The organism is Methylobacterium sp. 275MFSha3.1, assembly GCF_900108435.1.
Taxonomy (GTDB): domain Bacteria; phylum Pseudomonadota; class Alphaproteobacteria; order Rhizobiales; family Beijerinckiaceae; genus Methylobacterium.
Map to the genome: position 1 here is coordinate 158,224 of NZ_FNWP01000009.1, position 24,378 is coordinate 182,601.

21 protein-coding genes are annotated in these 24,378 nt (G+C 73.2%); 11 read left to right on the forward strand and 10 right to left on the reverse strand.

The window, feature by feature from the left end; genetic code table 11:
- Nucleotides 1–36: 36 nt before the first annotated feature.
- The 3 genes from BLW78_RS12890 to BLW78_RS12900 all read left to right on the forward strand — a co-directional run bounded on the left by BLW78_RS12890 (nucleotide 37) and on the right by BLW78_RS12900 (nucleotide 4,131).
- Nucleotides 37–1,170 carry a hemolysin family protein gene (locus tag BLW78_RS12890; RefSeq protein ID WP_091680042.1) on the forward strand — a complete coding sequence of 378 codons (1,134 nt, stop codon included), beginning with the start codon at nucleotides 37–39 and terminating at the stop codon, nucleotides 1,168–1,170.
- An 88-nt stretch (nucleotides 1,171–1,258) separates the two neighbouring features.
- Complete coding sequence (gene lnt, locus BLW78_RS12895; RefSeq protein ID WP_244526929.1) at nucleotides 1,259–2,890, forward strand: apolipoprotein N-acyltransferase; 1,632 nt, start codon at nucleotides 1,259–1,261, stop codon at nucleotides 2,888–2,890.
- On the forward strand, nucleotides 2,887–4,131 hold the full coding sequence (locus BLW78_RS12900) for an MFS transporter (RefSeq protein WP_091680047.1): 1,245 nt from the start codon (nucleotides 2,887–2,889) through the stop codon (nucleotides 4,129–4,131). The genes lnt and BLW78_RS12900 overlap by 4 nt, the downstream gene beginning before the upstream one ends.
- Here BLW78_RS12900 and BLW78_RS12905 read toward each other — a convergent pair.
- Together BLW78_RS12905 and BLW78_RS12910 are read right to left on the reverse strand one after the other, a co-directional pair.
- On the reverse strand, nucleotides 4,083–4,559 hold the full coding sequence (locus BLW78_RS12905; RefSeq protein WP_091680049.1) for a cupin domain-containing protein: 477 nt from the start codon (nucleotides 4,557–4,559) through the stop codon (nucleotides 4,083–4,085). The genes BLW78_RS12900 and BLW78_RS12905 overlap by 49 nt on opposite strands.
- A gap of 83 nt (nucleotides 4,560–4,642) precedes the next feature.
- On the reverse strand, nucleotides 4,643–6,232 hold the full coding sequence (locus tag BLW78_RS12910; protein ID WP_056522549.1) for a catalase: 1,590 nt from the start codon (nucleotides 6,230–6,232) through the stop codon (nucleotides 4,643–4,645).
- A gap of 136 nt (nucleotides 6,233–6,368) precedes the next feature.
- Between BLW78_RS12910 and BLW78_RS12915 the strand changes: the two genes are divergently transcribed.
- The 5 genes from BLW78_RS12915 to ilvA all read left to right on the forward strand — a co-directional run bounded on the left by BLW78_RS12915 (nucleotide 6,369) and on the right by ilvA (nucleotide 12,016).
- Nucleotides 6,369–7,304, forward strand: a complete 936-nt coding sequence (locus BLW78_RS12915) for a LysR substrate-binding domain-containing protein (RefSeq protein ID WP_056522542.1) — start codon at nucleotides 6,369–6,371, stop codon at nucleotides 7,302–7,304.
- A 90-nt stretch (nucleotides 7,305–7,394) separates the two neighbouring features.
- The gene (locus BLW78_RS12920) at nucleotides 7,395–8,885 is read left to right on the forward strand and encodes an argininosuccinate lyase (protein WP_091680052.1); all 1,491 of its coding nucleotides are present in this window, start codon (nucleotides 7,395–7,397) and stop codon (nucleotides 8,883–8,885) included.
- A gap of 110 nt (nucleotides 8,886–8,995) precedes the next feature.
- The gene (locus tag BLW78_RS12925) at nucleotides 8,996–10,054 is read left to right on the forward strand and encodes an AbrB family transcriptional regulator (protein ID WP_091680054.1); all 1,059 of its coding nucleotides are present in this window, start codon (nucleotides 8,996–8,998) and stop codon (nucleotides 10,052–10,054) included.
- Nucleotides 10,051–10,398: a diacylglycerol kinase gene (locus BLW78_RS12930; protein WP_020093477.1), complete on the forward strand. Its 348-nt coding sequence runs from the start codon at nucleotides 10,051–10,053 to the stop codon at nucleotides 10,396–10,398. The genes BLW78_RS12925 and BLW78_RS12930 overlap by 4 nt, the downstream gene beginning before the upstream one ends.
- A gap of 25 nt (nucleotides 10,399–10,423) precedes the next feature.
- Nucleotides 10,424–12,016: a threonine ammonia-lyase, biosynthetic gene (ilvA, locus tag BLW78_RS12935; protein ID WP_280142463.1), complete on the forward strand. Its 1,593-nt coding sequence runs from the start codon at nucleotides 10,424–10,426 to the stop codon at nucleotides 12,014–12,016.
- A 19-nt stretch (nucleotides 12,017–12,035) separates the two neighbouring features.
- Here ilvA and BLW78_RS12940 read toward each other — a convergent pair whose 3' ends face one another.
- The 3 genes from BLW78_RS12940 to BLW78_RS12950 all read right to left on the reverse strand — a co-directional run bounded on the left by BLW78_RS12940 (nucleotide 12,036) and on the right by BLW78_RS12950 (nucleotide 15,127).
- The gene (locus tag BLW78_RS12940) at nucleotides 12,036–12,695 is read right to left on the reverse strand and encodes an MgtC/SapB family protein (protein ID WP_082557725.1); all 660 of its coding nucleotides are present in this window, start codon (nucleotides 12,693–12,695) and stop codon (nucleotides 12,036–12,038) included.
- An 82-nt stretch (nucleotides 12,696–12,777) separates the two neighbouring features.
- Nucleotides 12,778–13,716: an EcsC family protein gene (locus tag BLW78_RS12945; protein ID WP_091680060.1), complete on the reverse strand. Its 939-nt coding sequence runs from the start codon at nucleotides 13,714–13,716 to the stop codon at nucleotides 12,778–12,780.
- Between the two features lie 25 nt (nucleotides 13,717–13,741).
- Nucleotides 13,742–15,127 (reverse strand): AmpG family muropeptide MFS transporter, encoded by a 1,386-nt coding sequence (locus BLW78_RS12950; protein ID WP_056522528.1) that lies wholly within the window; start codon nucleotides 15,125–15,127, stop codon nucleotides 13,742–13,744.
- Between the two features lie 203 nt (nucleotides 15,128–15,330).
- Between BLW78_RS12950 and BLW78_RS12955 the strand changes: the two genes are divergently transcribed.
- Entirely contained in the window at nucleotides 15,331–16,407 is a 1,077-nt protein-coding gene (locus BLW78_RS12955) for a histidine kinase dimerization/phosphoacceptor domain -containing protein (protein ID WP_091680062.1), read from the forward strand.
- 57 nt (nucleotides 16,408–16,464) lie between these two features.
- Nucleotides 16,465–16,902, forward strand: coding sequence for a response regulator (locus BLW78_RS12960; protein WP_020093483.1), 438 nt, complete (start codon nucleotides 16,465–16,467; stop codon nucleotides 16,900–16,902).
- A gap of 40 nt (nucleotides 16,903–16,942) precedes the next feature.
- Here BLW78_RS12960 and mutS read toward each other — a convergent pair whose 3' ends face one another.
- The 5 genes from mutS to BLW78_RS12985 form a co-directional block, all read right to left on the reverse strand.
- On the reverse strand, nucleotides 16,943–19,660 hold the full coding sequence (mutS, locus tag BLW78_RS12965; RefSeq protein WP_091680065.1) for a DNA mismatch repair protein MutS: 2,718 nt from the start codon (nucleotides 19,658–19,660) through the stop codon (nucleotides 16,943–16,945).
- Between the two features lie 142 nt (nucleotides 19,661–19,802).
- On the reverse strand, nucleotides 19,803–20,111 hold the full coding sequence (locus BLW78_RS12970; protein ID WP_026604979.1) for a hypothetical protein: 309 nt from the start codon (nucleotides 20,109–20,111) through the stop codon (nucleotides 19,803–19,805).
- Between the two features lie 237 nt (nucleotides 20,112–20,348).
- The gene (locus BLW78_RS12975; RefSeq protein WP_091680068.1) at nucleotides 20,349–21,206 is read right to left on the reverse strand and encodes an alpha/beta fold hydrolase; all 858 of its coding nucleotides are present in this window, start codon (nucleotides 21,204–21,206) and stop codon (nucleotides 20,349–20,351) included.
- Between the two features lie 70 nt (nucleotides 21,207–21,276).
- A complete protein-coding gene (locus BLW78_RS12980) occupies nucleotides 21,277–21,480 on the reverse strand; it encodes a hypothetical protein (protein ID WP_020093487.1) in 204 nt (67 codons plus the stop codon).
- A gap of 127 nt (nucleotides 21,481–21,607) precedes the next feature.
- Nucleotides 21,608–23,341 carry a patatin-like phospholipase family protein gene (locus tag BLW78_RS12985; protein ID WP_091680071.1) on the reverse strand — a complete coding sequence of 578 codons (1,734 nt, stop codon included), beginning with the start codon at nucleotides 23,339–23,341 and terminating at the stop codon, nucleotides 21,608–21,610.
- 210 nt (nucleotides 23,342–23,551) lie between these two features.
- Here BLW78_RS12985 and BLW78_RS12990 point away from each other — a divergent pair, with 210 nt between their 5' ends.
- Nucleotides 23,552–24,301 carry an SDR family oxidoreductase gene (locus BLW78_RS12990; protein WP_056522513.1) on the forward strand — a complete coding sequence of 250 codons (750 nt, stop codon included), beginning with the start codon at nucleotides 23,552–23,554 and terminating at the stop codon, nucleotides 24,299–24,301.
- Nucleotides 24,302–24,378 lie beyond the last annotated feature (77 nt).

A 24,378-nucleotide genomic window follows, 5' to 3' on the forward strand; every position in this document is an offset into this window, starting at 1 on the left:
GCGCGCGACGTCCGAGCGACCCCAGACCCGAGAGACATGAGCAACGATCGAAGTCGCGGCGCGGCCCTGGCCGCGCCCAGTTCCACCGAGGGCGAGTCCCAGCACCGGGAGCCCTGGTACGACCGCCTGCTCCAGGCGCTCCATCTCAAGCCGCGCGATTCGCTGCGCGAGGGTCTTGAGGAGGCGCTGGCAGAGCCGGACGCCGGCGAGAGCGGCCTCACCCCGCTCGAGCGCGTCATGCTCAAGAACGTCCTCGGCCTGCACAAGGTGCGCGTCGACGACGTGATGGTCCCCCGGGCCGACATCGTCGCCGTCTCGAACGACACGAGCCTCGGCGAGTTGCTCAAGCTGTTCCGCACGGCCGGCCATTCCCGGCTGCCGGTCTACGGCGAGACCCTCGACGATCCCCGCGGCATGGTCCACATCCGCGACCTCGTCGACCACATCGCCGCCAAGGCCGAGCCGGCCCGCCGCAGCGCGCCCGCCGTCTCGAAGCCCGCCGAACTCGCGGCCGACGGCGCGGCGGACGCGCCGGCCGCGCCGCGCCCGCGCCGGCCGGCGTCGCGCCTGCCGCGCGGCCTGGACCTCGGCAAAGTCGACCTGACGACCACGCTGGCGGCGGCGCGCATCCAGCGGCCGGTCCTGTTCGTGCCGCCCTCCATGCCGGCGATCGACCTGCTGGTGCGGATGCAGGCGACCCGCACCCACATGGCGCTGGTCATCGACGAGTACGGCGGCACCGACGGGCTGATCTCCATCGAGGACCTGATCGAGGTCGTGGTCGGCGACATCGAGGACGAGCACGACGTGGCCGAGGACAAGTACGTCCAGCGCGTCGAGGGCGAGGGCGAGGTCTTCGTGGCCGACGCGCGCACGCCGCTGGCCGAGGTCTCCGAAGTGACAGGCGTCGACCTCGTCGCGGCCGTCGGCGAGATGGCCGAGGAGATCGACACGCTGGGCGGCATGATCGTGACGCTGGCGGGCCGCGTCCCGTCGCGCGGCGAGCTGATCGCCGGCCCCGGGGACCTCGAGTTCGAGGTGCTCGACGCCGATCCGCGCCGCCTGAAGCGGCTCCGGTTCCACAAGGGCGCGGCGCGCATCGGCAACGTCGTGCCGCTCGCCCTGCCGCCGCCCGCGAACGCCCCGGTCGCCGAGACGCCGCACCCGTGACGGTCGCGGCGTGACAGGTCTGGTGGACGGTTTCGCCCGGTCGCCCGCGGCGGCCGGCGCACCGATGCGCGGGCCGATCCCGGGTCCCATGTCCGATCCGGAGCGGGCGCGCGTCCCCGGCGCGGTGCTGGCGATCGCGCGCCTGACCGGCTGGCGCCGGCTCGGGTTGGCGTGGCTCGCCGGCGCCCTGGGCGCGCTGGCCATGCCGCCCTACGGGCTCCTGCCGGCGCTCGCGGTCTCCCTGACGGTCGCGGTCTGGCTGCAGGACGGGGCTGCGGCCGGTCGGACGACGGTCCGGAGATTCGCGCCCTGCTTCCTCATCGGCTGGGCCTGGGGCTTCGGCTACCTCACCGCCGGTCTCTGGTGGCTGGGCCAGGCCTTCCTGGTCGAGGCCGACGAGTTCCTCTGGGCCCTGCCGCTCGGCGTAATCGGCCTGCCCTTCGCCCTCGGCCTGTTCTACGGCGCCGGTTTCGGCGCCGCGGGCCTGCTCTGGGGCCGCGGCGCGGCGCGGATCGCCGCCCTCGCCTTCGGGCTCGGCGCGGCCGACTGGCTGCGCGGCCACCTGTTCACGGGGTTCCCCTGGAACACCCTCGGGATGGCGCTGGCCCAGAACCTCTGGCTGATGCAGGGGGCGGCGGCGATCGGGCTCTACGGCCTGTGCATCCTGGCCGCGCTGGTCTGCGCGGCGCCCGCGACGCTCGCCACCGGCGCGAGTCCGCGCGCCCGGTTCGGGCCGAGCGTCGCCGCCGCGATCGTGCTCGCCGGCCTGGCGCTCTACGGGGCCGAGCGGCTCGGTCCGCCCGACCCGGTGGTCGCGGGTGTCCGGCTGCGGCTCGTCCAACCCAACCTGCCCCAGGACGCCAAGTTCAGGCCCGAGAACCGGGCCGACATCGTCGACCGCTACATCGAGCTGAGCCGGCGCCCGACGGAGGCCGGTGCGCCGGAACCGACCCACATCGTCTGGCCGGAATCGGCCTTCCCGTTCCTGATCCAGCGCGACCCCGACGCCCTGGCCAAGGTGGCGGCCGGCCTCAAGCCCGGGCAGCACCTGATCACCGGGGCGGCGCGCGCCGAGGAGCCGCTGCCGGGCGAGCGCCTGCGCTTCTACAACGCCGTCCTGGTGATCGGCCCGGACGGCCGGATCTCCGACAGCTACGACAAGGTCCACCTCGTCCCGTTCGGGGAGTACCTCCCCGCGCCCCTCGACGCCGCCCTGCGGGCCGTGGGGCTGCGCCAGTTCGTGGCGATCCCCGGCGGGTTCTCGGCCGGGACGCTCGCCGGGCAGCGGATCCTGACGGTGCCGGGCCTGCCGCCGGTCGCGGCGACGATCTGCTACGAGGCGATCTTCCCGGGCGCGATCCTGCCCGCCGGGCACGCCGCGCCGTCCCCGCAGCCGCCGGGGCTGATCCTGAACGTCACCAACGACGCGTGGTTCGGCGACACGCCGGGGCCGCGCCAGCACCTGGCGCAGGCGCGCCTGCGCGCCGTCGAGGAGGGGCTGCCGCTCGTGCGCGATGCCAATACCGGGATCTCCGCGGTGATCGACCCGCACGGCCGCGTCGTCGCCCGCACCGCGCTCGACACCGAGACCTGGCTCGACGCCGACCTGCCCGCCCGCATCGTCGGCGGCACGCTCTACGGTCAGTTCGGCGACGCCGCCTTCGCGCTGATGCTGGCCGCCTGCCTGGGCGGAGCCGCGATCGCGCGGCGGCGGCCGTGAGCGCGGACCGGGCGACCGCCAACCGGTTCCTGCTCGGCCTCGCGCTGATGCTGGTCGCGTTCAACCTGCGCCCGGCGCTGAGCACGGTCGGCCCCCTGCTGGCGACGATCCGGGACGGCACGGGGCTCGGCGCCGGCGGCGCCGCCATCCTCACGACGCTGCCGGTCCTGTGCCTCGGCATCGCCTGCGCGCTGGCCGCGCCGCTGATCCGCCGGATCGGGCCCGACCTCGCGGTGCTTGCCGGCTCGACCATCCTCGTCGCCGGCCTGACGCTCCGCGGTCTCGGCGGCCTCGTGCCGCTCTTCGCCGGCACGGCGCTGGCGGCCATCGGGATCGGGCTCGACAACGTCCTGCTGCCGGCGCTGGTGAAGCGCGATTTCGCCGGCAACGGCGGCTTGATGACCGGCCTCTACACGATGACCCTGTGCCTCGGCGCGGCCGCGGGCGCCGGGGCCGCGGTGCCAGTGGAGCACGCCCTCGGGGGCGGCTGGCCCTCCGCCCTGGCGATCTGGTCGCTGCCCGCGCTGGTGGCGGCCTTCGTGTGGATCCCGTTCGCCCGCCGCACCGCCTCCACCGCCGCGCCCTCGGCCGGGCGGCTACTCCGCAACCCGCTGGCGTGGTGGGTGACGGGCTTCATGGGCCTGCAATCGTCGCTCGCCTACATCCTGTTCGGCTGGCTGCCGCTGCTGCTGCAGGGCCGCGGGCTGACGCCGCTGAATGCCGGGCTCTACGCCTCGCTGGCGACGCTGGTGCAGGCGCCGGGCGCCCTGCTCGTTGCCATGCTGGCGGCCCGCGCCCGCGACCAGCGCGCCTGGATCGTCGTGATTCCCGGCCTGACGGCCGCCGCCTTCGTGGTCCTCGCCTTCGGGGCGGAGTCCCTGCGGATCCCCGCCGCCTGCGCGCTGGGCTTCGGGATCGGCGGCTGCTTCGGGCTGGGCCTGACCCTGATCGTGCTGCGCGCCGCGGACGCCGCGAGCGCCGCCGGCCTCTCGGCCATGGCGCAGGGCATCGGCTACACCTGCGCCGCGCTGGGGCCGCTGGTCTTCGGTCTCGCCCACGAGGCGACCGGCGGCTGGACCGTGCCGGGCGCCCTGTTCGTCGGCATCACCGTCGCGGCGATCCTGATCGGGCTCGCCGCCGGACGCGACCGGAAGGTCAGCGCGGCCGAACCCGAGCCGCGGGATCCGGCCGCTCAGCCGCTGACCGAACTCCAGCCGGCGAACCCGGCCAGCGGTTCCTGATCGTAGCGGGCCATCAGGTCGGTCATCGCGGCGGCGTCGCCGAGCCGTCCCTCCGCGGCGAGGCGGGCCAGACCGTCGAAGAAGCCCTCGCGGCCGAGGGCCGGCGCGAAGCTCAGCGTGAAGCGCACCGGGCGGTCGCCGCGATTGGCGAAGGCGTGCGCGACGCCGGGCGGGATGAGCGCGAAATCGCCGGGTCCCAGGTCGTGGTCCGCACCGTCGACGTGGAGCGCGAGCCGGCCCGCCTCGACCGAGAAGGTCTCGGTCAGCCGGGCGTGGCGATGCAGTCCCGCGCCCGGCGTCCGGGGATCCATCGCGACGCGGTAGATGCCGAGGCCGTCGCCGGTCTCGTCGCTGCGCGCGAGATAGGTAACCCGCATGCCGCCGATGACGGCGTTCGGGCCGGGCCCGCGGTGCACGACACTCGCCATCTTCGCCCCCGTCCGTTCCGCAAACGAGAACCCCGCGCGGCCGGGTGACCGCGCGGGGCTGTGTCGATGAGCGCGCGCGGAGCTTACTCGGCGGCGACCCGGTGCGCCTGCGAGCCGTCGGTCAGGGTCTCGGACTGCAGGCGCTTGCCCGGCGCGGCGCGGCCCGGCAGCGGCGGCAGGGCCTTGGCCTTCTCCAGATCGATCCCGGCGCCCTCGGCGACGCGGCGGCCGTAATCCTCGTCGGCGTGCCAGAAGTGCCAGACCATCCGCAGCTGGATCGGCTCGGGGCACTGCTTCATGTCGGCCACGAGGTTGGCGATCAGGTCGTCGCGCTCCCAATCCTGGAACGAGCGGTACCGGACGCCGGCCTGGGTGTAGTCGTCCTCGGTCCGCGAGGTCTGGTAGCGGCCGAGGCGGCCCTCCACCGGCTGGTGGTAGTCCTTGGCGGGCTTCGGCGCCTCGCGCAGGCCCTCGGCCAGCGTCGAAGGCTCGTAGTTGATGTGCTTGTTCGGGCCGGTGCCGTCGACCGTGTAGGCCATCTGACCGTCGCGCTGGTTCGAGTAGACCTTCACGCCGGGCTGCGGCGCGTTGATCGGCAGCTGGAGGTAGTTGGCGCCGACGCGGTAGCGCTGCGTGTCCGAGTAGGACAGCGTCCGCCCCTGCAGCATCTTGTCGTCCGAGAAGTCGATGCCGTCGACCAGCACGCCGGTGCCGAAGGCCGACTGCTCGACCTCGGCGAAGAAGTTGTCCGGCACGCGGTCGAGCACCATGCGGCCCACCGGCAGCAGCGGGAACTGGTCGACCGGCCACAGCTTCGTGTCGTCCAGCGGGTCGAACGACAGGTGGTCGTTCGGGCCGTCCGGCATGATCTGGACGCAGAATTCCCACTCGGGGAAATTCCCGGCCTTGATGTTGTCGTACAGGTCGCGGGTCGCGTGGCCGACATCCTTGGCCTGGATCTCGGAGGCTTGGCTCGAGGTCAGGTTGCGCACGCCCTGCTTCGGCTCCCAGTGGAACTTGCAGAGCACGGCCTCACCCTGGTCGTTAACCAGCTTGTAGGTGTTGACGCCCGAGCCTTCCATCTCGCGGTAATTGGCCGGGATGCCCCAGGGCGACTTCAGGTGCGTCACCATGTGGATCGACTCGGGGTGCTGGGCCACGAAGTCGAAGAAGCGCCACGCCTCCTGCCGGTTCGTCACCGGGTCCGGCTTGAACGCGTGGATCATGTCGGGGAACTTGATCGCGTCGCGGATGAAGAAGACCTTGAGGTTGTTGCCCACGAGGTCCCAATTGCCGTCGACGGTCTTGAACTTGACCGCGAAGCCGCGCGGATCGCGCTCGGTCTCCGGGCTCTCCTTGGCGCCGGCGACCGTCGAGAAGCGCACGAACATCGGCGTCTTCACGCCGGTCTCGTTCAGCACGCGGGCGCGGGTGTACTTGGAGGCCGGCTCGTCGCCGATCTTGCCGTAGGCCTCGAACCAGCCGTGGGCGCCGGCGCCGCGGGCGTGGACGACGCGCTCCGGGATCCGCTCGCGGTCGAAATGCGTGATCTTCTCGATGAACTGGTAGTTCTCGAGCGTGGCCGGGCCCCGCTCACCGACCGTGCGGGTGCTCTGGTTGTCGCGGACCGGATGGCCCTGGCGGGTGGTCAGGATCGGGCGTTGATCGCTCATGCGTACCGTCTCTCCGTACTGCGAAGGCTCTCGGTGGACAGCGGGGTCAGCCTGGAACCGTTCTGGTGAAGGGTTATGACCGGGGCGTGACCCCGAGGCAAATGCATCGTCACAAAGGTTCTGATAGACGCAGCCTATGAATCTGGCCGGCCTCTCCCTCCGCGATCTCGAATACGTCGTCGCCGTCGCCGACGAGGGGCATTTCGGCCGGGCTGCCGAGCGCTGCAACGTCAGCCAGCCGACGCTGAGCGTGCAGGTCCGTAAGCTGGAAACCGCGCTCGGCCTGACTTTGTTCGAGCGCTCGAACCGGCGGATCCTGCTCACCGAGGCGGGCCAGGCCATCGTCCGGCAGGCGCGGGTCGTCCTGGCGGAGGCGCAGCGGCTCCTGGCCCTGGCCAGCGAGGGGCGCGGCTCGCCGCTCACCGGGCGCCTCGTGCTGGCGGCGATCCAGACGCTCGGCCCCTACTTCTTCCCGCTGGTGCTGCGGCCCCTGCGCGAGCAGTACCCGCTGCTGATGCTCTCGCTGTCGGAATCGCGCACGGCCGACATCGTCGAGGGTCTGCGCGACGGTCGCATCGACGCGGCCCTGGTCTCGCTGCCGCTGCCGTCGCACGGGCTCGCGGTCTCGCCGCTCTTCGTGGAACCGTTCTGGCTCGCCTGCCCGGCCGAGCACACCCTCGCCCGGGGCGGCGCGCTCTCCGCCAACGAGATCGCGGGGCCGGACCTGCTGCTCCTCGACGAGGGCAACTGCCTGCGCGACCAGACGATCGCGGCCTGCGGCGCCGGTTCCTCGGTCGGCCGCCACGCGACCAGCCTGGAGACGCTCCGCTCGATGGTGGCGGCGGGCGCCGGGTACACGCTGCTCCCGGCCCTGGCGGTGCCGGCGAGCCCCGATCCCAGCGGCCTGACGGTGACCCGCGCTTTCGACGTCGACGGTCCCGGTCGGACCATCGCGCTGGTCTGGCGCGCGAGCGATCCGCGGGCCGCCGGCCTCGCGAGCCTGGCCGCCTTCTTCCGGGCGCACGCGCCAGCGGGCACGGCCGCCTGCCGCGACGGGGAGGCCGTCGCCTGAGCCGCCGCGGACGCCCACCTTGAGCGGTTGTGAATAGGAAGAGGGGCCGCGACCGGTCTATCAGGACGGGTGACGACAGGGAGCGGTTCGATGCGGCGCACGATGGTCTGGGCCGTACTGGGGCTGCTGATCCCCGCGGGCGCGCGGGCCGAGCCGAAGGACAGCTTCGCCCGGATCGACCAGATCAACCGCGCCTCCCTGGTGATGACGGTGGAGACCGGCATCGTGCCGCGGGCGCTGGGCGCGACCGTCGCCCGCGCCCTCGACCAGGTCGCCGCCGACGCCGCCAAGCCGGGCGCCGAGCGGCCGGACGATTACCTGCGGATCGAGCCGCTGATCACCGCCATCGCGGGGGCCGACGCCACGCGGATGCATTCCGGGCGCAGCCGCCAGGACATCATCCCGACGGTGCTGAAGCTCGAGCAGCGGGACCGTCTCCTGAACCTGGCCAAGGCGCTCGACGAGACCCGGGCGGCCCTGCTGGCAGTGGCCGAGCGCGAGGCCGACACGATCGTCCCGGCCTACACCAACGGGGTGCAGGCCCAGCCGACGACGCTCGGCCACGTCTACCTGGGCTACGCATCCGTCCTCGCCCGCGATGCCGACCGCCTCCGGGAGACCTGGGCGCGGCTGAACCTGTCGCCCCTGGGCGCGGCCGCCCTCGGCACGTCGAGCTTCCCGGTGGATCGCGAGAGGCTGGCGGCGCTGCTCGGCTTCGACGCGCCGGTGGAGAACAGCTACGATTCCGGCCAGCTCGCGCCCATGGACATGGGGCTCGAGCTGACCGGGCTCGCGGCGAACCTCGCCACCACGGCCGGCAGCTTCGCGCAGGATCTCTACGCGCAGTACCACCAGACCCGGCCCTGGATCCTGCTGCGGGAGGGCGCGCTCACCGGGCCGAGCAGCATCATGCCGCAGAAGCGCAACCCCGTCGCACTCTACAGCCTGCGCATGAAGGCCAGCGACGTCGTGGGGGCCGCCCAGGCCTTCGTCATCATGGCGCACAACGTCGATTCCGGCATGCCGGACTACAAGCGCAACCAGGCCGAGCCGCCGGGGCGGACCCTGGCCGAGGCCGCCGAGATGTGCCGGCGCTGGACTCGCGTCCTCGACGGGCTGGTTGTGGACCGGGCGCGCGCCGCCGACGAGGTCGCGGCGGACTATTCCACCACCACCGAGCTCGCCGACACGCTCCAGCGCGAGGCCGACGTGCCGTTCCGGCTCGGCCACCACTTCGCGTCCGAGCTCGTGAGCTACGGCCGCAGCCACGACCTGCGCCCGGCCGACCTGCCCTTCCCGGAGGTGCGGCGCATCTACGCCGAGGCCGCGGCGGGGTCGGGGCTGAAGCCGGACCTGCCCCTCGACGAGGCCCGCTTCCGGGCGGCGCTGTCGGCCCGCGGCATGATCGACGCCGCGAAGGGGCTCGGCGGCCCGCAGCCCGCGGAGGTCCGGCGGATGCTGGGCGCCGCGCAGGCGCGGCTGCGGACCGACCGCGACTGGCTCGACGCCCGCCGCAAGGGCCTGGCCGACGCCCGGGCGCGCCTCGACGCCGCCTTCGCGGCCCTCACGCGCGAGCCCTGAATTCCGCGCGGGGGCGCCGTGCCGAAACTCTGCCGTGACAGGGCCAATATTGCGGTATAGCGCGCGCCTGACGCCTGCCGGCTGAAGCGGGCCTCTCCCGATCGGTCGCCTTGCCCCCTCTCCGCACCCTCGGCCTCTGGGCCGCCCTCGCCGCCGCGTCGGCGGCCGTGTCGTACGGCCTGATGCAGGCGCAGTTCCCGGCCGCGCTGCTGCTCGGGCCGATGATCGCGGCCATCGCCTTCGGCGTCGGCGGCTCGCGCCTGCGCGTCCCGCGGCCCGCGTTCCAGGCCTCCCAGGCGGCGATCGGCTGCCTCGTCGCGCACGCCGTCACCGGGCAGATCGCCCAGACCCTGATGGAGGACGGGCCGCTCATCGTCGCGGTCGTGCTGGTCACCGTCGCGGTCAGCGGCCTCGTCGGCTGGATCCTGACCCGCCTGCGCGTGCTCCCCGGGACCACCGCGGCCTGGGGCTCGTCCCCCGGGGGCGCCTCCGCCATGGTGGCGATGGCCGAGGATTTCGGCGCCGATCCGCGCCTCGTCGCCTTCATGCAGTACGTGCGCGTCGCCGCCGTGGTGTTCTCGGCCTCGCTGGCGGCCCGCTTCCTGATGGAGGCCCCGGTCCCGGGGGCGTCGTCCGGCGCCGGCGAGGTCACCGGTCCGCTCTCGCTGCTGGCGACGCTGGCGGTCGCCGTCGTCGGCGCGGGCGCGGCGCTCGCCCTGCGGGTTCCGGCCGGCGCGCAGATCGGGCCGATGGTGCTGGGCAGCCTGCTCCACGCCACCGGGCTCGTCCGGATGGCGCTGCCGGTGCCGCTCCTCGAACTCGCCTACGCCTGCATCGGCATCTACGTGGGGCTGCGCTTCACCCGCGAGACGCTGCGCCTGACCGTCACCGCCCTGCCGGGCATCCTGGCGGCGACCTTCTCGGTCATCGCCCTCTGCGCGGCGTGGGGCTGGGGGCTGACCCTCCTGCTGCCCATCGACCTGCTGACCGCCATCCTCGCCACGAGCCCCGGCGGCCTCGACTCGGTGGCGATCATCGCGGTCGGCTCGAAGGCGGACGTCTCCTTCGTGCTGGCCGTCCAGACCCTGCGCCTGTTCGTGGTGCTGCTCACCGGCCCGCTGCTCGCCAAGTGGATCAGCCGGTCCGTGCCGGAGGCCGCCATCCGATGAACGCCCTGGTCCTCGCCTTCCTCAATTCCTGGCGCGGCCTGCGCCACGGCGCGCGCACCGAGCGGGCCGTGCGCCAGGAACTCGTGCTCCTGGCGCTCGGGATCCCGGTCGCGCTGTTCCTCGGCGCGACGCTCTGGGTGCGCGTCGCCCTGATGGTCAGCCTGCTGCTGATGCTGGCCGCGGAGTTCCTGAACACCGCCGTCGAGAAGCTCTGCGACCACGTCCATCCGGGCCATCACCCGATGATCGGGACCGTGAAGGACCTCGCCTCCGCCGGCACCTTCATGGCGCAGATGGCGGCGCTGCTCGTCTGGGTGGCGGCGCTGGTGGACCGTCTCGGCTGACCTGCCGCGCGCGGGGCGCGCTCGCATCCGCGGGCCGGAGGGTCTATCTGGCCGGCATCGCCCCGCGCATCGGCCGAGACTGCACACCGTGACGGACTACATCCGCAAGATCCTCACCGCCCGCGTCTACGACGTCGCGATCGAGAGCCCCCTCGATCCGATGCCGCGCCTGACGCAGCGGCTCGGCCGGCCGGTCCTGCTCAAGCGCGAGGATCTCCAGCCGGTCTTCTCGTTCAAGCTGCGCGGCGCCTACAACAAGATGTCGGGCCTGCGCCCCGACCAGATCGCCCGCGGCGTCGTCTGCGCCTCGGCGGGCAACCACGCCCAGGGCGTCGCCCTCGCCGCCGCCAAGCTCGGCGCGCGGGCCGTCATCGTGATGCCGCGCACCACCCCCTCGATCAAGGTCGATGCCTGCCGGGCGCGCGGGGCCGAGGTCGTGCTGCACGGCGACGCCTTCGACGAGGCCCTGGCGCAGGCCAAGATCCTCGAGGCCGAGCAGGGCCTGACCTTCCTGCACCCCTTCGACGATCCGGACGTGATCGCCGGCCAGGGCACCATCGGCAAGGAGATCCTGGAGCAGCATACCGGCCCGATCGAGGCGATCTTCGTGCCGGTGGGCGGCGGCGGGCTGGCCGCCGGGATCGCCACCTTCGTGAAGTACCTGCGGCCCGGCACCAAGGTGATCGGCGTCGAGCCCGAGGACGCCGCCTGCATGGCCGCCGCGCTCGCGGCCGACACCCGGGTCAGCCTGCCGAGCGTCGGCCTGTTCGCCGACGGTGTCGCCGTGCGGCAGGCCGGCGAGGAGACCTTCCGGCTCTGCCGCGAGCACCTCGACGAGGTCATCACCGTGGACACCGACGCCATGTGCGCCGCGGTCAAGGACATCTTCGACGACACCCGCGCGGTGTCCGAGCCCTCCGGGGCGCTGAGCCTCGCCGGCGCCAAGATGTACGCCGAGCGGGAGGGCGGCGACGGCACGCTGATCGCCATCTCGTCGGGAGCAAACCTGAACTTCGATCGCCTGCGCCACATCGCCGAGCGCGCGGAGATCGGCGAGCAGCGCGAGGTCCTGATCGGCGTGACCATCCCGGAACGTCCGGGCGCCTATCGCGCCTTCATCCAGGCCCTCGGCCCGCGCGCCGTCACCGAGTTCAACTACCGCCACGCCCCGGGCTCCGAGGCGCAGATCTTCGTGGGCATCAACGTCGGCGGCGGCAAGCGCGAGAAGCAGGCGCTGATCGGCTCCCTGCGCGACGCCGGCTACCGCGTCCTCGACATGAGCGACAACGAGATGGCCAAGGTCCATGTCCGCTACATGGTCGGCGGCCGGGCCGTGGGGGTGGCGCACGAGCGCCTGTTCCGCTTCCAGTTCCCGGAGCGGCCGGGCGCGCTGATGAAGTTCCTCGAAGCGCTGGGCCCGGACTTCGACATCACGCTGTTCCACTACCGCAACCACGGCGCCGATTACGGCCGGGTGCTCGCCGGGATCGCGGTGCCGCCGGCCGAGCGCGCCCGCTTCGACGCCGTCATCGAGGCGCTCGGCTACCCGGCCACCGACGAGACCGCGAACCCGGCCTACCGTCTGTTCCTCGACGGCGAGGGCGCCGGGGCGCTCTGAGCCCCGGCGGCACGCGTCGTCAGCTCTCCGCCACGTCGACGGAGGTGACGTCCGGCATCGCCCGCAGCTTCGCCGCGATGGTCTCGAAGCTCGTCCGCGACAGGCGCACGAAGGTGACGGTGACCTCGTCGTGGTCGGGGTCGGGGCCCGGATGGACCGTGAAGGTCCGGACGCGCGAGGCACGCTCGCCGGTCGCCGCCTGGAGGGTGTCGATCGACATGGTGCCGCGCTTGGCGGTCAGCCGCAGCGTCTGGGCGCGCATCCGGTCGCGCCAGCGCTCCTCGAAGGGCTTCACGCCGGCCAGGATGCCGACGATGAGCGCCGTCGCGGCGAGCGCCGGCACGTAGAGGCCGCTGCCGATCGCCAGCCCGATCGCCGCCACCCCCCACAGGCTCGCGGCCGTAGTGAGGCCCTTCACCACCTCGCCGCGGAGCAGGATCGTCCCCGCGCCGAGGAAGCCGATGCCGGAGACGACCTGCGCGGCGATACGGGAGGGATCGAGCACCACGTGCTCGGCGCCCAGCACGTCGGCGAAGCCGAAGGCCGAGACCAGCATGATCAGGCAGGAGCCGACGCAGACCAGCATGTGGGTCCGCAGGCCGGCCGCCCAGAGCAGGCGCTCGCGCTCCAGGCCGACCACGCTGCCGAACAGGGCCGCCAGCGCCAGCCGGGCCACCATCTCGCCGTTGCCGATCAGAGCCGCCTCCGTGCCTCCGCCCCGTGCGGATGGCGCGGATCCTTGCGGCTTTACCGCGGGCGGATCAAGCGATCCCGAGCGCCGCCTTCTCGACCTCGTAGGCGGCCCGCACGGCGGCGGCGCCGTAGGCGCGCTCCAGGCGGCGCACGGTGAAATGCGCCCGCGCGGTCGACTGGAAGTGGTTCATGAAGGCGGTGTTGACCGCCGCCCCGCCGAAGGCGCCGAGGATCGGCACCGCCTGGGCGGCGACCTTCTGGGAGACCACGAGGCCGAAGCGCGCGGCGATCTGCGCGGTGAAGCGGATCAGCGCCGGCGCCGACTGGTCGAGGAGCGTCTTGCTCCCGGCGTAGCGGGCCGCCTCCGACAGGGTCTTGGCCAGCGCGGCGCGGACCGCGAAGTAGCCGCTCTCGGTGAGCGCCGAGCCCGCCTCGGTCTCCGCCATGGCCCGGCCGCCGAGGGCGAAGACCTGCACGCAGGCGAGCGCGCCTTCGGGGGTCTCGAGATCCTCCCCCTCCTCCCGGGCGATCTCGGCGATCGAGCGCAGCATCAGCGTGGTCGAGACCGGCAGCTCGACCGCCAGCGTCGCGAGGCCGAACGCGCCGCCGACCGCGCCCGAGAGCGCCGCCATCGCCTTGTGCTTGGCGTCGCCCGAGCCGAGCAGCCGCGCGAGACGGCTCTCGGCCTTCGCGGCCACGCCGCCGAGACCCTCGCCCTCGGCGGGGACGAGTTCCTTGCGCGGCAGCGTCGCCAGCGCGACGCGCAGAGCTCCCCGCATGGCCACCTCGGTGCTGCGGCTCACCGCCTCGGTGACCGGGGCCGGCAGCGACCGGCCGATAATGTCGAGGGGCGCGCCGGCCGCCGCGGAGAGCCGCGCCGCGAGGCTCGGTCGCTCCAGCACCTCCACGGCGCGGCGCAGGGCGGCGAGGTCCGCGTCGCTCAGAACCGTCTCTGGCGTCTCCGCCGGCAGCGTCTCGCCGGCGCGGGTGAGGTCGCTCGTGCTCATCCGTCGATCCCTGGATCTGTCCCGCTCACGCCGCCCCGGGGGCGCGCGCCGTGGTAGGAAGCTCGGGCCCCGGGATGCGGTTCCCCGGCTCCTGGGCGTCCCGCGCCGGGGCCGCGGCCTCCACCCGACCGCTCCGCCGCCCGACCGCGAGGCAGAGCACGAGGACGGGGATTCCCACGAGGGAGGTCATGACGAAGAAGGCCGGGTAGCCGATCGCCGCGACCACGAAGCCCGACGAGCCCGCGATCAGCTTGCCCGGCAGCGCGTAGAGCGAGGAGAACAGCGCGTACTGCGTCGCCGCGTAGGCCGGGCTGGTGAGGCTCGACATGTAGGCGATCAGCACGATCCCCGCGAAGGAGCCGCAGAAGTTCTCGATCGAGATGGCCACGGTCAGGCGCCAGATCTCGGGCGCGCCGGCCGCCAGCCACGCGAAGGCGAGGTGGGAGGCGGCGGCCAGGAAGGCGCCGAGCAGCAGCGTCGGGAACAGGCCGAACCGGGCCAGCGCCCAGCCGCCCGCGAAGCCGCCCGCGATGCCGACCCAGATGCCGTAGAGCTTGGTGACGGTGGCGATCTCCTTCAGGTCGAAGCCCAGCGTCCGGTAGAGCGGGCTCGCCATGACGCCGGACAGGAAGTCGGGCAGCCGGAACAGGGCCACGAGCAGGAGGATGCCCCAGAGCGCGCCGCCGAACCGGCCGTGCAGCTCGGTCAGCGGCTCCAGGATGGCGCGGCGCATCGACCAGAACCGGGACCGGCCGGGCGTCTCGGCGGGGGCCGCGCGCGGTCTGTCGAAGGCCGGGGCCAGCAGGGCGGCGATCATCCCGACCAGCATGAGGGCGGCCATGATCAGGTAGGCCAGCGTCCAGCCCCCCGCGGAGGCGATGAACAGCGCGCCCGCGCCGGCGCTGATCAGGCCGAGGCGGTAGCCGAGGTTCGAGGTCGCCGCCAGGATGCCCTGGAAGTCGCTGCCGGCGGCGTCGATGCGCCAACCGTCGATCACGACGTCCTGGCTGGCCGCGCAGAACGCCACCAGGAAGGCCCCGAGCCCGAGGAGCGCGAGGTTGGTCTTCGGGTCCGAGAAGGCCATCAGGATCAGGCACAGGGCGACCGCGGCCTGCGTCGTCACCATCCAGGCGCGGCGGCGCCCGAGCCGGGCGCTCAGCACCGGCACGTTCAGGCGGTCGATCGCGGGCGCCCAGAGAAACTTCAGCGAGTAGGGCAGCGCCACGTAGCTGAAGAGGCCGATCGCCCGGACGTCGATGTCCGAGAAGGCGAGGCGGAGCGTGAACGTCCCCAGCACCAGGAGCAGCGGCAGTCCGGACGAGAATCCGAGTGCCAGCATGAGCGCGATCCGCCGGTCCTCGACGATGTCGCGGAGCCGGAAGCGACGCGTCGCCTGTGGCTGGTTCGCCATGGCATGGAACTCCTGAGCGTTCGTGGCCTTGATCCCGCGAAATCGTGGCAGCCTTACGCCGCACCTGTCTCCGCTGGATCGTGCTGTCTTGCGCCCCAATCTTGGTAGAAGCTTGCTTAACGCGGTGTCCACGTCCCGCGGTCGGAGCGCGACGGTGGCGCCGCCGGACGAACGGGGCCACCGCCTGACTGTGGAATGATGCGTTGAGTGCCCGATCCGAGACCGGTCCGCCCCTCGCGACGCTGGTCGACGCGTTCGCGTCGAGCCCGTCGCCGATGGTCATCACCGATGCGCGTGCGCCCGACAACCCGATCGCCTGGGCGAACGACGCCTTCCTGAACGCCACCGGCTACGCCGCCGACGAGATCGTCGGGCGCAACTGCCGCATGCTGCAGGGGCCGGCCACGGACCGGTCGACGATCCAGCGCATCCGCGCGGCCGTCGAGTCCGCCGAGGCGATCTCGGTGGAGCTGCTCAACTATCGCAAGGACGGGTCGTCGTTCTGGAACGCGATGACCATCACGCCGGTGCGCGACGCTGAGGGGCTCGCCTACTTCTACGCCGCGCAGGCGGACATGACCCATGTCCACCAGATGGAAGTGTCGATGCGCGGCACCAACGACGAGCTGGAGCGCCTCGTCGCGGCGCGGACCCAGGACCTGACATCGGCGCTGGAGCAGAAGACCGCCCTGCTGCACGAGGTCGACCACCGGGTGAAGAACAATCTCCAGGTGATCTCGTCGCTGATGCTCCTGAAGGCGCGGCGCACGCCCGAGGGCGAGGCGCGCGACGCGCTCCAGGGCATGGCCGAGCGGATCGGCGCCCTCTCGACGGCGCACCGGATGCTCTACTCCGAGGGCGACTGCACGCACTTCAACCTCGGCGACTTCGCGGCCGAGTTCCTGGCCGACATGAATGCCGGCCTGGACCCGGAGCGGCGCCGGGTGGAGGCCGACGTCGAGCCGATCGCGGTGGCCGCCGCGATGGCGGCGCCTCTCGCGCTGATGATCCACGAACTGACGGCCAACGCCCTGCGCCACGCCTTCCCGGGCGAGCGCGAGGGGCGCGTGTCGATCGTCGCCCGCCGCACCGAGGGCGGGATGCACATGACGATCCGCGACGACGGCGTCGGCGTCGGCGCGGCGGCCCCGAACCCGGCGGGGTTCGGGCGCAATCTCGTGGAGATGGTCGTCCGGCAGATGCGCGGGACCATCGCCTGGGCGGATGCCGGCCCGGGCACGACCGTCGAGATCGACATCCCGCTCCAGCAGCCGGCTTGAGAAATCGACGTGGAGGCATCAAGCTCGTCGGCCGCGGGGCCGGAGGACGAAGAGCGCATGGGGACCGGGAACGCCGCCGCGGACGCCGCCCTCCGCATCCTCGTGGTGGAGGACGAGGCCCTGATCGCCCTCGAGCTGGAATGCCTGCTGGACGATCTCGGGCACGTCACCGTCGGCGTCGCCGGCAACGCGACGGAGGCCATCGCGATGGGCCGGTCCACGGCGCCCGACGTCGCCCTCGTCGACATCCACCTCGTCGACGGCCCGACCGGCATCGACGTGGCCCGGGCGCTGTCGGCCGACCGGCGCACCACCGTGGTGTTCATGACCGCCAACGCCAAGCGCATCCCGGCCGATTTCGCCGGCGCGATCGGGGTGATCGCCAAGCCTTATTCCGAGCGCGTCGTGGCCAGCACCCTCGACTACGTGGCCGATCGCCGGGCCGGCCGCGACGGGCCGGCCTGCCCGGACGGTTTCTCGCCCGCGCCCGTCTGAGATTCTTCGGGTCAGGCCCCCGGCGCGCGGCCCACGGGTCTCAGCCCCGCGCCGCCCGCTCGCGCTTCAGCCGGTACAGCGCGTCCAGCGCCTCGCGCGGCGTCAGCGCGTCCGGGTCGATCCCGTCGAGCAGCGCGCCCAGCGGATCCTCCGGCGGCGGCTCCGGCGGCGGGGGTGGCGCGAGGGCCGCGAAGAGCGGCAGGTCGTCGATCCGGGCGCGGGCGGGACGGCCGCGCTCGGCCTTCTCCAGGCTCTTGAGGATCGCCCCGGCCCGGGTCACGACGCTGCCCGGGAGGCCGGCGAGCCGTGCCACCTGCAGCCCGTAGCTGCGCTCGGCGACGCCCGGCACGACCTCGTGCAGGAACACGACGCCGTCCCGGTGCTCGGCCACCTTCAGGGTGGCGTTCTCCAGCCGCGCCAGCCGGTCGCCCAGCGCCGTCAGCTCGTGGAAATGCGTGGCGAACAGCGCCCGGCAGGCATTCACCTCGTGGAGGTGCTCCAGGCAGGCCCAGGCGATCGACAGGCCGTCGAAGGTCGCGGTGCCGCGGCCGATCTCGTCCAGGATCACCAGGGAGCGCCGGGTCGCCTGGTTGAGGATCGCCGCGGTCTCGACCATCTCGACCATGAAGGTCGATTGCCCCCGGGCGAGATCGTCAGCGGCGCCGACGCGGGAGAACAGCCGGTCGACCCGGCCGATCCGCGCCTCCGCGGCCGGCACGAAGGCGCCGATCTGGGCGAGCACCGCGATCAGCGCGTTCTGGCGCAGGAAGGTCGACTTGCCGCCCATGTTGGGGCCGGTGATCAGGCGGATCCGGCCGCGCGTGTCGCCGGACAGGTCGCAGTCGTTGGCGATGAACGGCTCGCCGGCCCGGCGCAGGGCCGCCTCGACCACCGGGTGGCGGCCGCCGACCACGACGAAGCTGAGCGAGTCGTCGACCACGGGACGCCGCCAGTCGAGCTCGACGGCGAGTTCCGCGTGGCTCGCCGCTACGTCGAGCCCGGCCAGCGCCTCGGCCACCTCGGCGACGGGCTCGGCCTGGGCCAGCACGCGGGCCGCGAGGTCGTCGAAGACGGCGGCCTCCAGGGCCAGGGCCCGGTCGGAGGCGCCCGAGATCTTCGATTCGAGCTCGCCCAGCTCGACGCTGGTGAAGCGCATCGCGTCCACCATGGTCTGGCGATGGACGAACTCGCTCTGCAGGCCCTTCAGGCAGGCCTCGCCGACCGATTGCGGGACCTCGATGAAGTAGCCAAGCAGGTTGTTGTGCTTGATCCGCAGGGTCCGGCAGCCGGTCTGCTCGGCGTAGCGCGCCTGAAGGGCCGCGATCACCTTGCGGGAATCCTGTCCGAGGGTCCGCGCCTCGTCGATCTCCGGGTGGTAGCCCGTGCGGACGAAGCCGCCGTCGCGCCGGCTCAGGGGCAGCTCGTCGGCGAGCGCCGCCGCCAGGGTCGCGATGAGCGCCCGGTCGGCCTCGGCCAGATGCTCGGCCAGCCGGGCGAGTTCCGCCGGGAGGCCGTTCATGGCGGCGAGGCGCGCGCCGAGATCCGCCGCGACCGCGAGGCCGTCTCGGATGGCCGCGAGGTCCCGAGGACCCGCGCGACCGAGCCCCGTCCGCGAGAGCGCCCGCGCGAGGTCGGGCGCGCGGGCCAGGGCGTCGCGCAGGAAGCCGCGCAGGCGCGCGTCCTCCACCAGATACGCCACCGCGGCGTGCCGCCGGGCGATGGCGTCGAGATGGGTCAACGGGCCCGCGAGGTGCTCGGCGAGCAGCCGCGCCCCGTTCGCCGTCACGGTCCGGTCGATCGTGGCGAGGAGGCTCCCGGCGCGCTCCCCCGACAGGGTGCGGGTGAGTTCGAGGTTGGTCCGCGTCGCCGCGTCGATCGCCAGGGTGGCGCCGCCATCCTCGCGGGTCGGAACCGCCAGGGGCGGACGGGCCGCGAGCTGCGTCCGGGCGATGTAGAGCAGCGCCGCCCCGGCGGCCGCGATCTCGGCCCGGGTGAACTGGCCGAACCCCTCCAGGGTGGAGACCCCGTACTGCTCGCGCAGGCGCCGCTCGGCGGCCGCGGGCTCGAGCTCGGCCTGCGCGAGGGGCACGACGGCGGCGCGGCTCTCCTGCCAGAGCCGCGCGAGGGCCGGATCGGCGTGGATCGCCTCCGACAGGACGATCTCCCGCGGGTCGTGCCGGGCGATGGCGCCGGACAGGTCGCCGCCCGCGACCTCGCTGAGGGAGAAGCGGCCCGTGGAGATGTCCACCGCGGCGAGGCCGTAGGCGACCGCCCCCTCCCCCGTCTTCCGGCGGCCGATGGCCAGGAGGAGGTTGGCGCGGGCGGGGTCGAGGAGCCGGTCCTCGGTGATCGTGCCGGGGGTGACGAGCCGCACGACCTCGCGGCGGACCACGGATTTCGGCCCGCGCTTCTTGGCCTCGGCCGGATCCTCGGTCTGCTCGCACACCGCCACGCGGTGGCCGAGGGCGATGAGGCGGTTGAGATAGTCGTCGGACCGGTCGACCGGCACGCCGCACATCGGGATCTCGCCGCCCGCGTGCTTGCCGCGCTTCGTCAGGACGATGCCGAGGGCCCGGGACGCGATCTCGGCGTCCTCGAAGAACAGCTCGTAGAAGTCGCCCATCCGGTAGAACAGCAGGCAGTCCGGATTGGCGGCCTTGATCTCGATGTACTGCGCCATCATCGGCGTCGCGCCGGCCGGGTCCAGGCCGGGCGTGGGCGTCGTGTCGGCGGCGGGGCGGACGGCGGTTCTGGCCATGCCGCCTCTTAGCAGAGCGACGCCGGCGAATCAGGCCGGGCGAACCGATGCGCCTGGGGAGAAGGCGCCCGGACGCCGCATCGCCGGTGGATGGCGCCCGGATCCGCCACAGCCTGCGCGGGATCCGGGCGCGGTCGCGATGTCAGTAGCGCGGGCCGCCCGTGGTGTTGCCGAGCTGCTGCTGGTAGCCCGGGCGCGACGGGTTGCGGGCGTTCGGGTTGCCGTGGCGCATCGTGTTCATGCGCCGCATCCGGCGCTCGTGCCGGGTCGAGTGATGGCGGTGCATCCGGTGATGATGCATGCGGTGATGGCGATGCATCGCCACGGTCTCGACCATGTCGGATCCGGCGAAGCCGGGCTGCGCGATCGCGGGCGCGGCCTGCGACGCGACGGTTCCCGCCAGGAGGCCGCCGAAGACCACACCCGCGGTCAGGAAAGAACGAAAAGACATCGTGGAGTAGCTCCGATCAGCCCTCATGGGCCACCACCAAGTGACAAGTGCTCGTCATGTTCCGGAGCGGCGAGCGAAAAATAGTACGTGGCTTCCGAGAAGCGAACGGATTACCGCATCGCCCGACGCGCGTCCGCACGCGCCGGCGCGGAGACTTGCGAGATCCGGCCGTGCATTGAATATCGCTCTACAACTTGCCCGCGTGGACCGGCCCGCTTCCACGCGGGTGCAAGGCGGCTAGCGGAGGAACGCGCCGAGGTCGGCGTTGACCGCCTCGGGCTCCTCGTGGGCGAGCCAGTGGCTGGCCCGCTCGTACCAGCGGAGCCGGCCAGTGTCGCAGTACGCGAGGCTCGCCTCCGCCAAGCCGGGCTGCAGCGCCGTGTCCCGTCGCCCCCAGAGGATCAGCACCGGCACGCGCACCCGCGGCGGCCGCGCCCGGGGCAGCTGCACCAGGGCCCGGTACCAGTTCAGCATGCCGGTCATCGCGCCGGGCCGGAGCCACGCCGCGACGTAATGGTCGAGATCGGCCTGCGCGAAGGTGCCGGGCCGGCTGGAGGTCGTCAGCGCGCGCCGCAGGGCCCGGCCGCGATCCGCCGTGAGCAGCCGCTCGGGCAGGCGCGGGAGCTGGAAGAGGCCCACATAGGTGCTGCGCAGCCACTGACCGGGATGGCGGCGCATGTAGGCGCCGACGATCGCGGGATGCGGCGCGTTGAGGATCGCCAGCCGGTCGATCCGCTCGGGGTGGCGGCTCGCCACCCACCAAGCGACGAGGCCACCCCAGTCGTGGCCGACGAGCCGCACCGTGGGCGCGCCGTAGGCGTCGGCCAACGCCAGGACGTCGCCGGCCAGCCGGTCCAGGTGATAGGCGGCGATCTCCGCCGGCTTGTCGCTGAGGCCGTAGCCGCGCTGATCCGGCGCGATGATCCGCAGCCCCGCCTCGGCGAGCGGCCCGATCTGGTGGCGCCAGCCGTACCAGGATTCCGGGAAGCCGTGCAGCAGGATGGTCGGCGGCCCCGTCTCGGGACCCGCCTCGGCCACGTGCAGGCCGACCTCCGGCAGGGCGATCCGGCGAAACCTCACTCCCGCGACGGTCATCCTCGCGCGCGCTCCGTCATGTCCGGCTCCCCCGCGGCGGAGAACGCGCGCGTCCTCCGGTCCGATCCGTTCAGAAGCCGAGCGCGGCGCCGTCGCCGGCGTCCGGGGAGAGCTGGTCGCGCAGACGCTCTGGCGCGGTCCGCGTCCAGAGGCACAGCAGCACGAAGGCGGCGCCGTGCAGGAGGGCGTGCGGCCCGGAATGGTCGGCCGCGGCGCGCCGGTCCGGCGCGGAACCGGGCACGGCGCCGGTCGGGGTCTTGGCAGGATGGGTCATGGTTCCGGTCTCCCGATGACGTGTTACACCGGAGATCGTCGGCGGATGGTCCGGGTTACAGGGCCGCGGGCGCCGCGCGTGCGCCGCCGCACGCGGACATCTCAGCGCACCGGGTCAGCGGACCCGTTCAGCGCATCGGATCGAGCCAGCGCGCGAGGGTCCCGGTCGCGATGCCCGCGCGGGTCTCCCGGTAGCCGAGCTCCGCCGATTCCCGGAAGCGCGACCACGCCCGCAGGTCGATGCCGGAGAGCTGCGGCTTCAGCACGGCGGTCGCGTGGGCCGCCGCCATCAGGCTCTGCGCGTCGCTCGACACGGTGGCGGCGCGCAGGAGCAGCGGGGCCAGGCCCGGCATCGCCAGCGGCGAGCCGATCAGCCTGCGCATGAGCCGTCCGCTCCACCCGCGCCGCGGCATGTCCTGGAACGCCCGGTCGGTCCCGACATCGACGGCCAGGACCGGGCCGCGCTCCAGCTCGGCGGCGACGTCGGCCGGCAGGTTGTTCATCATGCCGCCGTCGACCAGGACGCCCTCGTCGCACAGCACGGGCGGCAGGAGGCCGGGGATCGCGATGCTGGCGCGCAGGGCCTTCGGCAGGTCGCCCGAGCGGTGCACCATGGTGTTGCCGGTCGTCAGGTTCGACGAGACGCAGAAGAACGGCAGCCAGAGGTCCTCGATGCGCACGCCGCCGTAGCGCGCCGCGAGGCCGGCATCGACCTTGGCGCCGCGGGTCAACGCGTGCAGCGGCAGCGTGTAGTCGTTGATCGGGTTGCTGGTGGCGAAGAACGCCTCGATCTGGGCCTGGATCTCCGCGACGCTCCAGCCCATGGCGAGGCTCGCCGCGATGATCGCGCCCATGCTGGTCCCGCCCACGAAGTCGGGCGCGCAGGACACCTCGTCGAGGGCCTTGAGCACCCCGAGATGGGCGAGCCCCCGCGCCCCGCCGCCGCCGAGGACGAGGCCGCGCGCCGACCCGCTGGCGAGCCGCGCGAGGCGATGCAGATCCCCCCGGTCGCCGTCCCGGACCTGGATGCGCATCGCCGCGGGCAGCGCGGCAACCTCCGGATGCAGGGCCTTCGGGCGCCGGGCCGCGGGGTCCTGGCGCACGACGAGGTCCATGCGGATCCAGTCGGAGCGCACCCGGTCGAGATAGGCCGCCGCGCCCGGCCGCGGCGGCGCGCCGGGCTCGGCGAGGAGCAGGACATGGTCGCCCCGCCGCTGGCTCTGCCGGCACCAGGGGCAGTCGATGTCGTGCGCCGCGAAGATCGTGCGCGCGTGGGCGCCCTCGAAGGCCTGGAACCACGCCTCGTCGGCGCCCTCCGGCCAGTCGGTGAGGCAGCCGGTCTTCCCGGGCAGCAGGGCGTCGAAGGCGGCGGCGAGCTGCCGCGCCACCCGCGCCGGATCGGGCCCCTCGGTCACGGCCAGGATCGTGAAGATCCGCGGTGCGTGGTGGACCGAGTGGCCGCCGTAGATCGCCCGCAGGCGGTCGGCGAGCATCCGGGCGAAGTAGAGGAGCGTGTGCGGGTGCTCGGCGATCACCGCCTCGAAGGCGTCGCGGGTGAGTTGCAGGAGGTGCGAATCGCGCAGCGCCATAACGGTCGCCGCCCGCGGGGCGTCCGACAGCAGGGCCATCTCGCCGAAGGTCTCGGGCGGCCGCAGGCGCGCGATCCGGGTCGGCCGCCCGGCATGGTCGCGGGCCGAGACGCCGACCGCGCCGGAGACCAGCGTGTACAGGGCGTCCCCGGTCTCGCCCTGCTCGAACAGGGTCCGGCCGCCCGGCACCGCCACAGGCTCCATCCGGGCCCGCACGGCCGCGATTGCCGGCGCGTCGAGGCCGGCGAGGAACGGGATCTCGGGGGCGCTCACGCCGGGACCGCCGCGTCGCTCGTCCCGCGCAGGCCTGCCGACGAACCCTGCCCCATCGTTCCGTTCCCGTCCCCGTGTCTTTCGACCACCATAGCGCATGGCGGCCGCCGGTACGCCCCGTGACCGCGGCCCGCATCTGAAACGCCGACGCCTTCGCGCGGCGGCGGCCATCCGCTACAGGCGGTGAAACACCGGAACCGGGAGGAACGCATGTCGGGGCTTGAGCGGATCGCGATCGTGACCGGGGCCGGGACGGGTGTCGGCAAGGCCGCCGCCCTGGCGCTCGCCGACGCCGGATGGCGCGTCGTTCTCTCGGGACGGCGTCAGGCTCCCCTCGAGGAGGTCGCCGCGCGGATCGGTCACGGGGCGGTGGCGGTCCCGACCGACGTGACCGATCCCGACTCGATCGCCGCCCTGTTCGCGCGCACCAAGGCGGAGTTCGGCCGGCTCGACCTGCTGTTCAACAATGCCGGGATCGGCGCTCCGGCGGTCCCGCTGGAGGATCTGCCCCTCGAGACCTGGCGGCAGGTGGTCGACACCAACCTCACGGCGCTGTTCCTGTGCACGCAGCACGCCTTCCGGATCATGCGCGACCAGGATCCCCGGGGCGGCCGGATCATCAACAACGGCTCGATCTCGGCCCACGCGCCCCGACCGAACTCCATCGCCTACACGGCGACCAAGCACGCCGTGACCGGGCTGACCAAGGCGACCTCCCTCGACGGCCGGGCCTACGACATCGCCTGCGGCCAGATCGATATCGGCAACGCCGACACGCCCATGGGCGGCAAGATGAAGGCCGGCGTCCCGCAGGCGGACGGCTCCCTGCGGGCCGAGGCGGTGATGGATCCGGACCATGTCGGTCAGGCCGTGCTGTCCATGGCGAGCCTGCCGCTGGAGGCCAACGTGCAGTTCATGACCATCATGGCCACCAAGATGCCGTTCGTCGGCCGCGGCTGAAACACCGCGGTTTCCGGGCCCGCGCGGCGACGCCGCGCTGAACTGCTTGGCGGTGCGGACACGGGATCCGGCCTGCC

Excerpts from the sequence above, each read along its gene's own strand:
- mutS (WP_091680065.1), bottom strand. The coding sequence starts at position 19,660 with ATGGCCAGAACCGCCGTCCGCCCCGCCGCCGACACGACGCCCACGCCC.
- BLW78_RS12940 (WP_082557725.1), bottom strand. The coding sequence starts at position 12,695 with ATGGTGGCCCGGCTGGCGCTGGCGGCCCTGTTCGGCAGCGTGGTCGGC.
- BLW78_RS12990 (WP_056522513.1), top strand. The coding sequence starts at position 23,552 with ATGTCGGGGCTTGAGCGGATCGCGATCGTGACCGGGGCCGGGACGGGT.
- BLW78_RS12980 (WP_020093487.1), bottom strand. The coding sequence starts at position 21,480 with ATGACCCATCCTGCCAAGACCCCGACCGGCGCCGTGCCCGGTTCCGCG.
- BLW78_RS12905 (WP_091680049.1), bottom strand. The coding sequence starts at position 4,559 with ATGGCGAGTGTCGTGCACCGCGGGCCCGGCCCGAACGCCGTCATCGGC.
- BLW78_RS12930 (WP_020093477.1), top strand. The coding sequence starts at position 10,051 with ATGAACGCCCTGGTCCTCGCCTTCCTCAATTCCTGGCGCGGCCTGCGC.
- lnt (WP_244526929.1), top strand. The coding sequence starts at position 1,259 with ATGTCCGATCCGGAGCGGGCGCGCGTCCCCGGCGCGGTGCTGGCGATC.
- BLW78_RS12975 (WP_091680068.1), bottom strand. The coding sequence starts at position 21,206 with ATGACCGTCGCGGGAGTGAGGTTTCGCCGGATCGCCCTGCCGGAGGTC.
- BLW78_RS12945 (WP_091680060.1), bottom strand. The coding sequence starts at position 13,716 with ATGAGCACGAGCGACCTCACCCGCGCCGGCGAGACGCTGCCGGCGGAG.
- BLW78_RS12915 (WP_056522542.1), top strand. The coding sequence starts at position 6,369 with ATGAATCTGGCCGGCCTCTCCCTCCGCGATCTCGAATACGTCGTCGCC.
- BLW78_RS12890 (WP_091680042.1), top strand. The coding sequence starts at position 37 with ATGAGCAACGATCGAAGTCGCGGCGCGGCCCTGGCCGCGCCCAGTTCC.
- BLW78_RS12950 (WP_056522528.1), bottom strand. The coding sequence starts at position 15,127 with ATGGCGAACCAGCCACAGGCGACGCGTCGCTTCCGGCTCCGCGACATC.
- BLW78_RS12970 (WP_026604979.1), bottom strand. The coding sequence starts at position 20,111 with ATGTCTTTTCGTTCTTTCCTGACCGCGGGTGTGGTCTTCGGCGGCCTC.
- BLW78_RS12960 (WP_020093483.1), top strand. The coding sequence starts at position 16,465 with ATGGGGACCGGGAACGCCGCCGCGGACGCCGCCCTCCGCATCCTCGTG.
- BLW78_RS12920 (WP_091680052.1), top strand. The coding sequence starts at position 7,395 with ATGCGGCGCACGATGGTCTGGGCCGTACTGGGGCTGCTGATCCCCGCG.
- BLW78_RS12910 (WP_056522549.1), bottom strand. The coding sequence starts at position 6,232 with ATGAGCGATCAACGCCCGATCCTGACCACCCGCCAGGGCCATCCGGTC.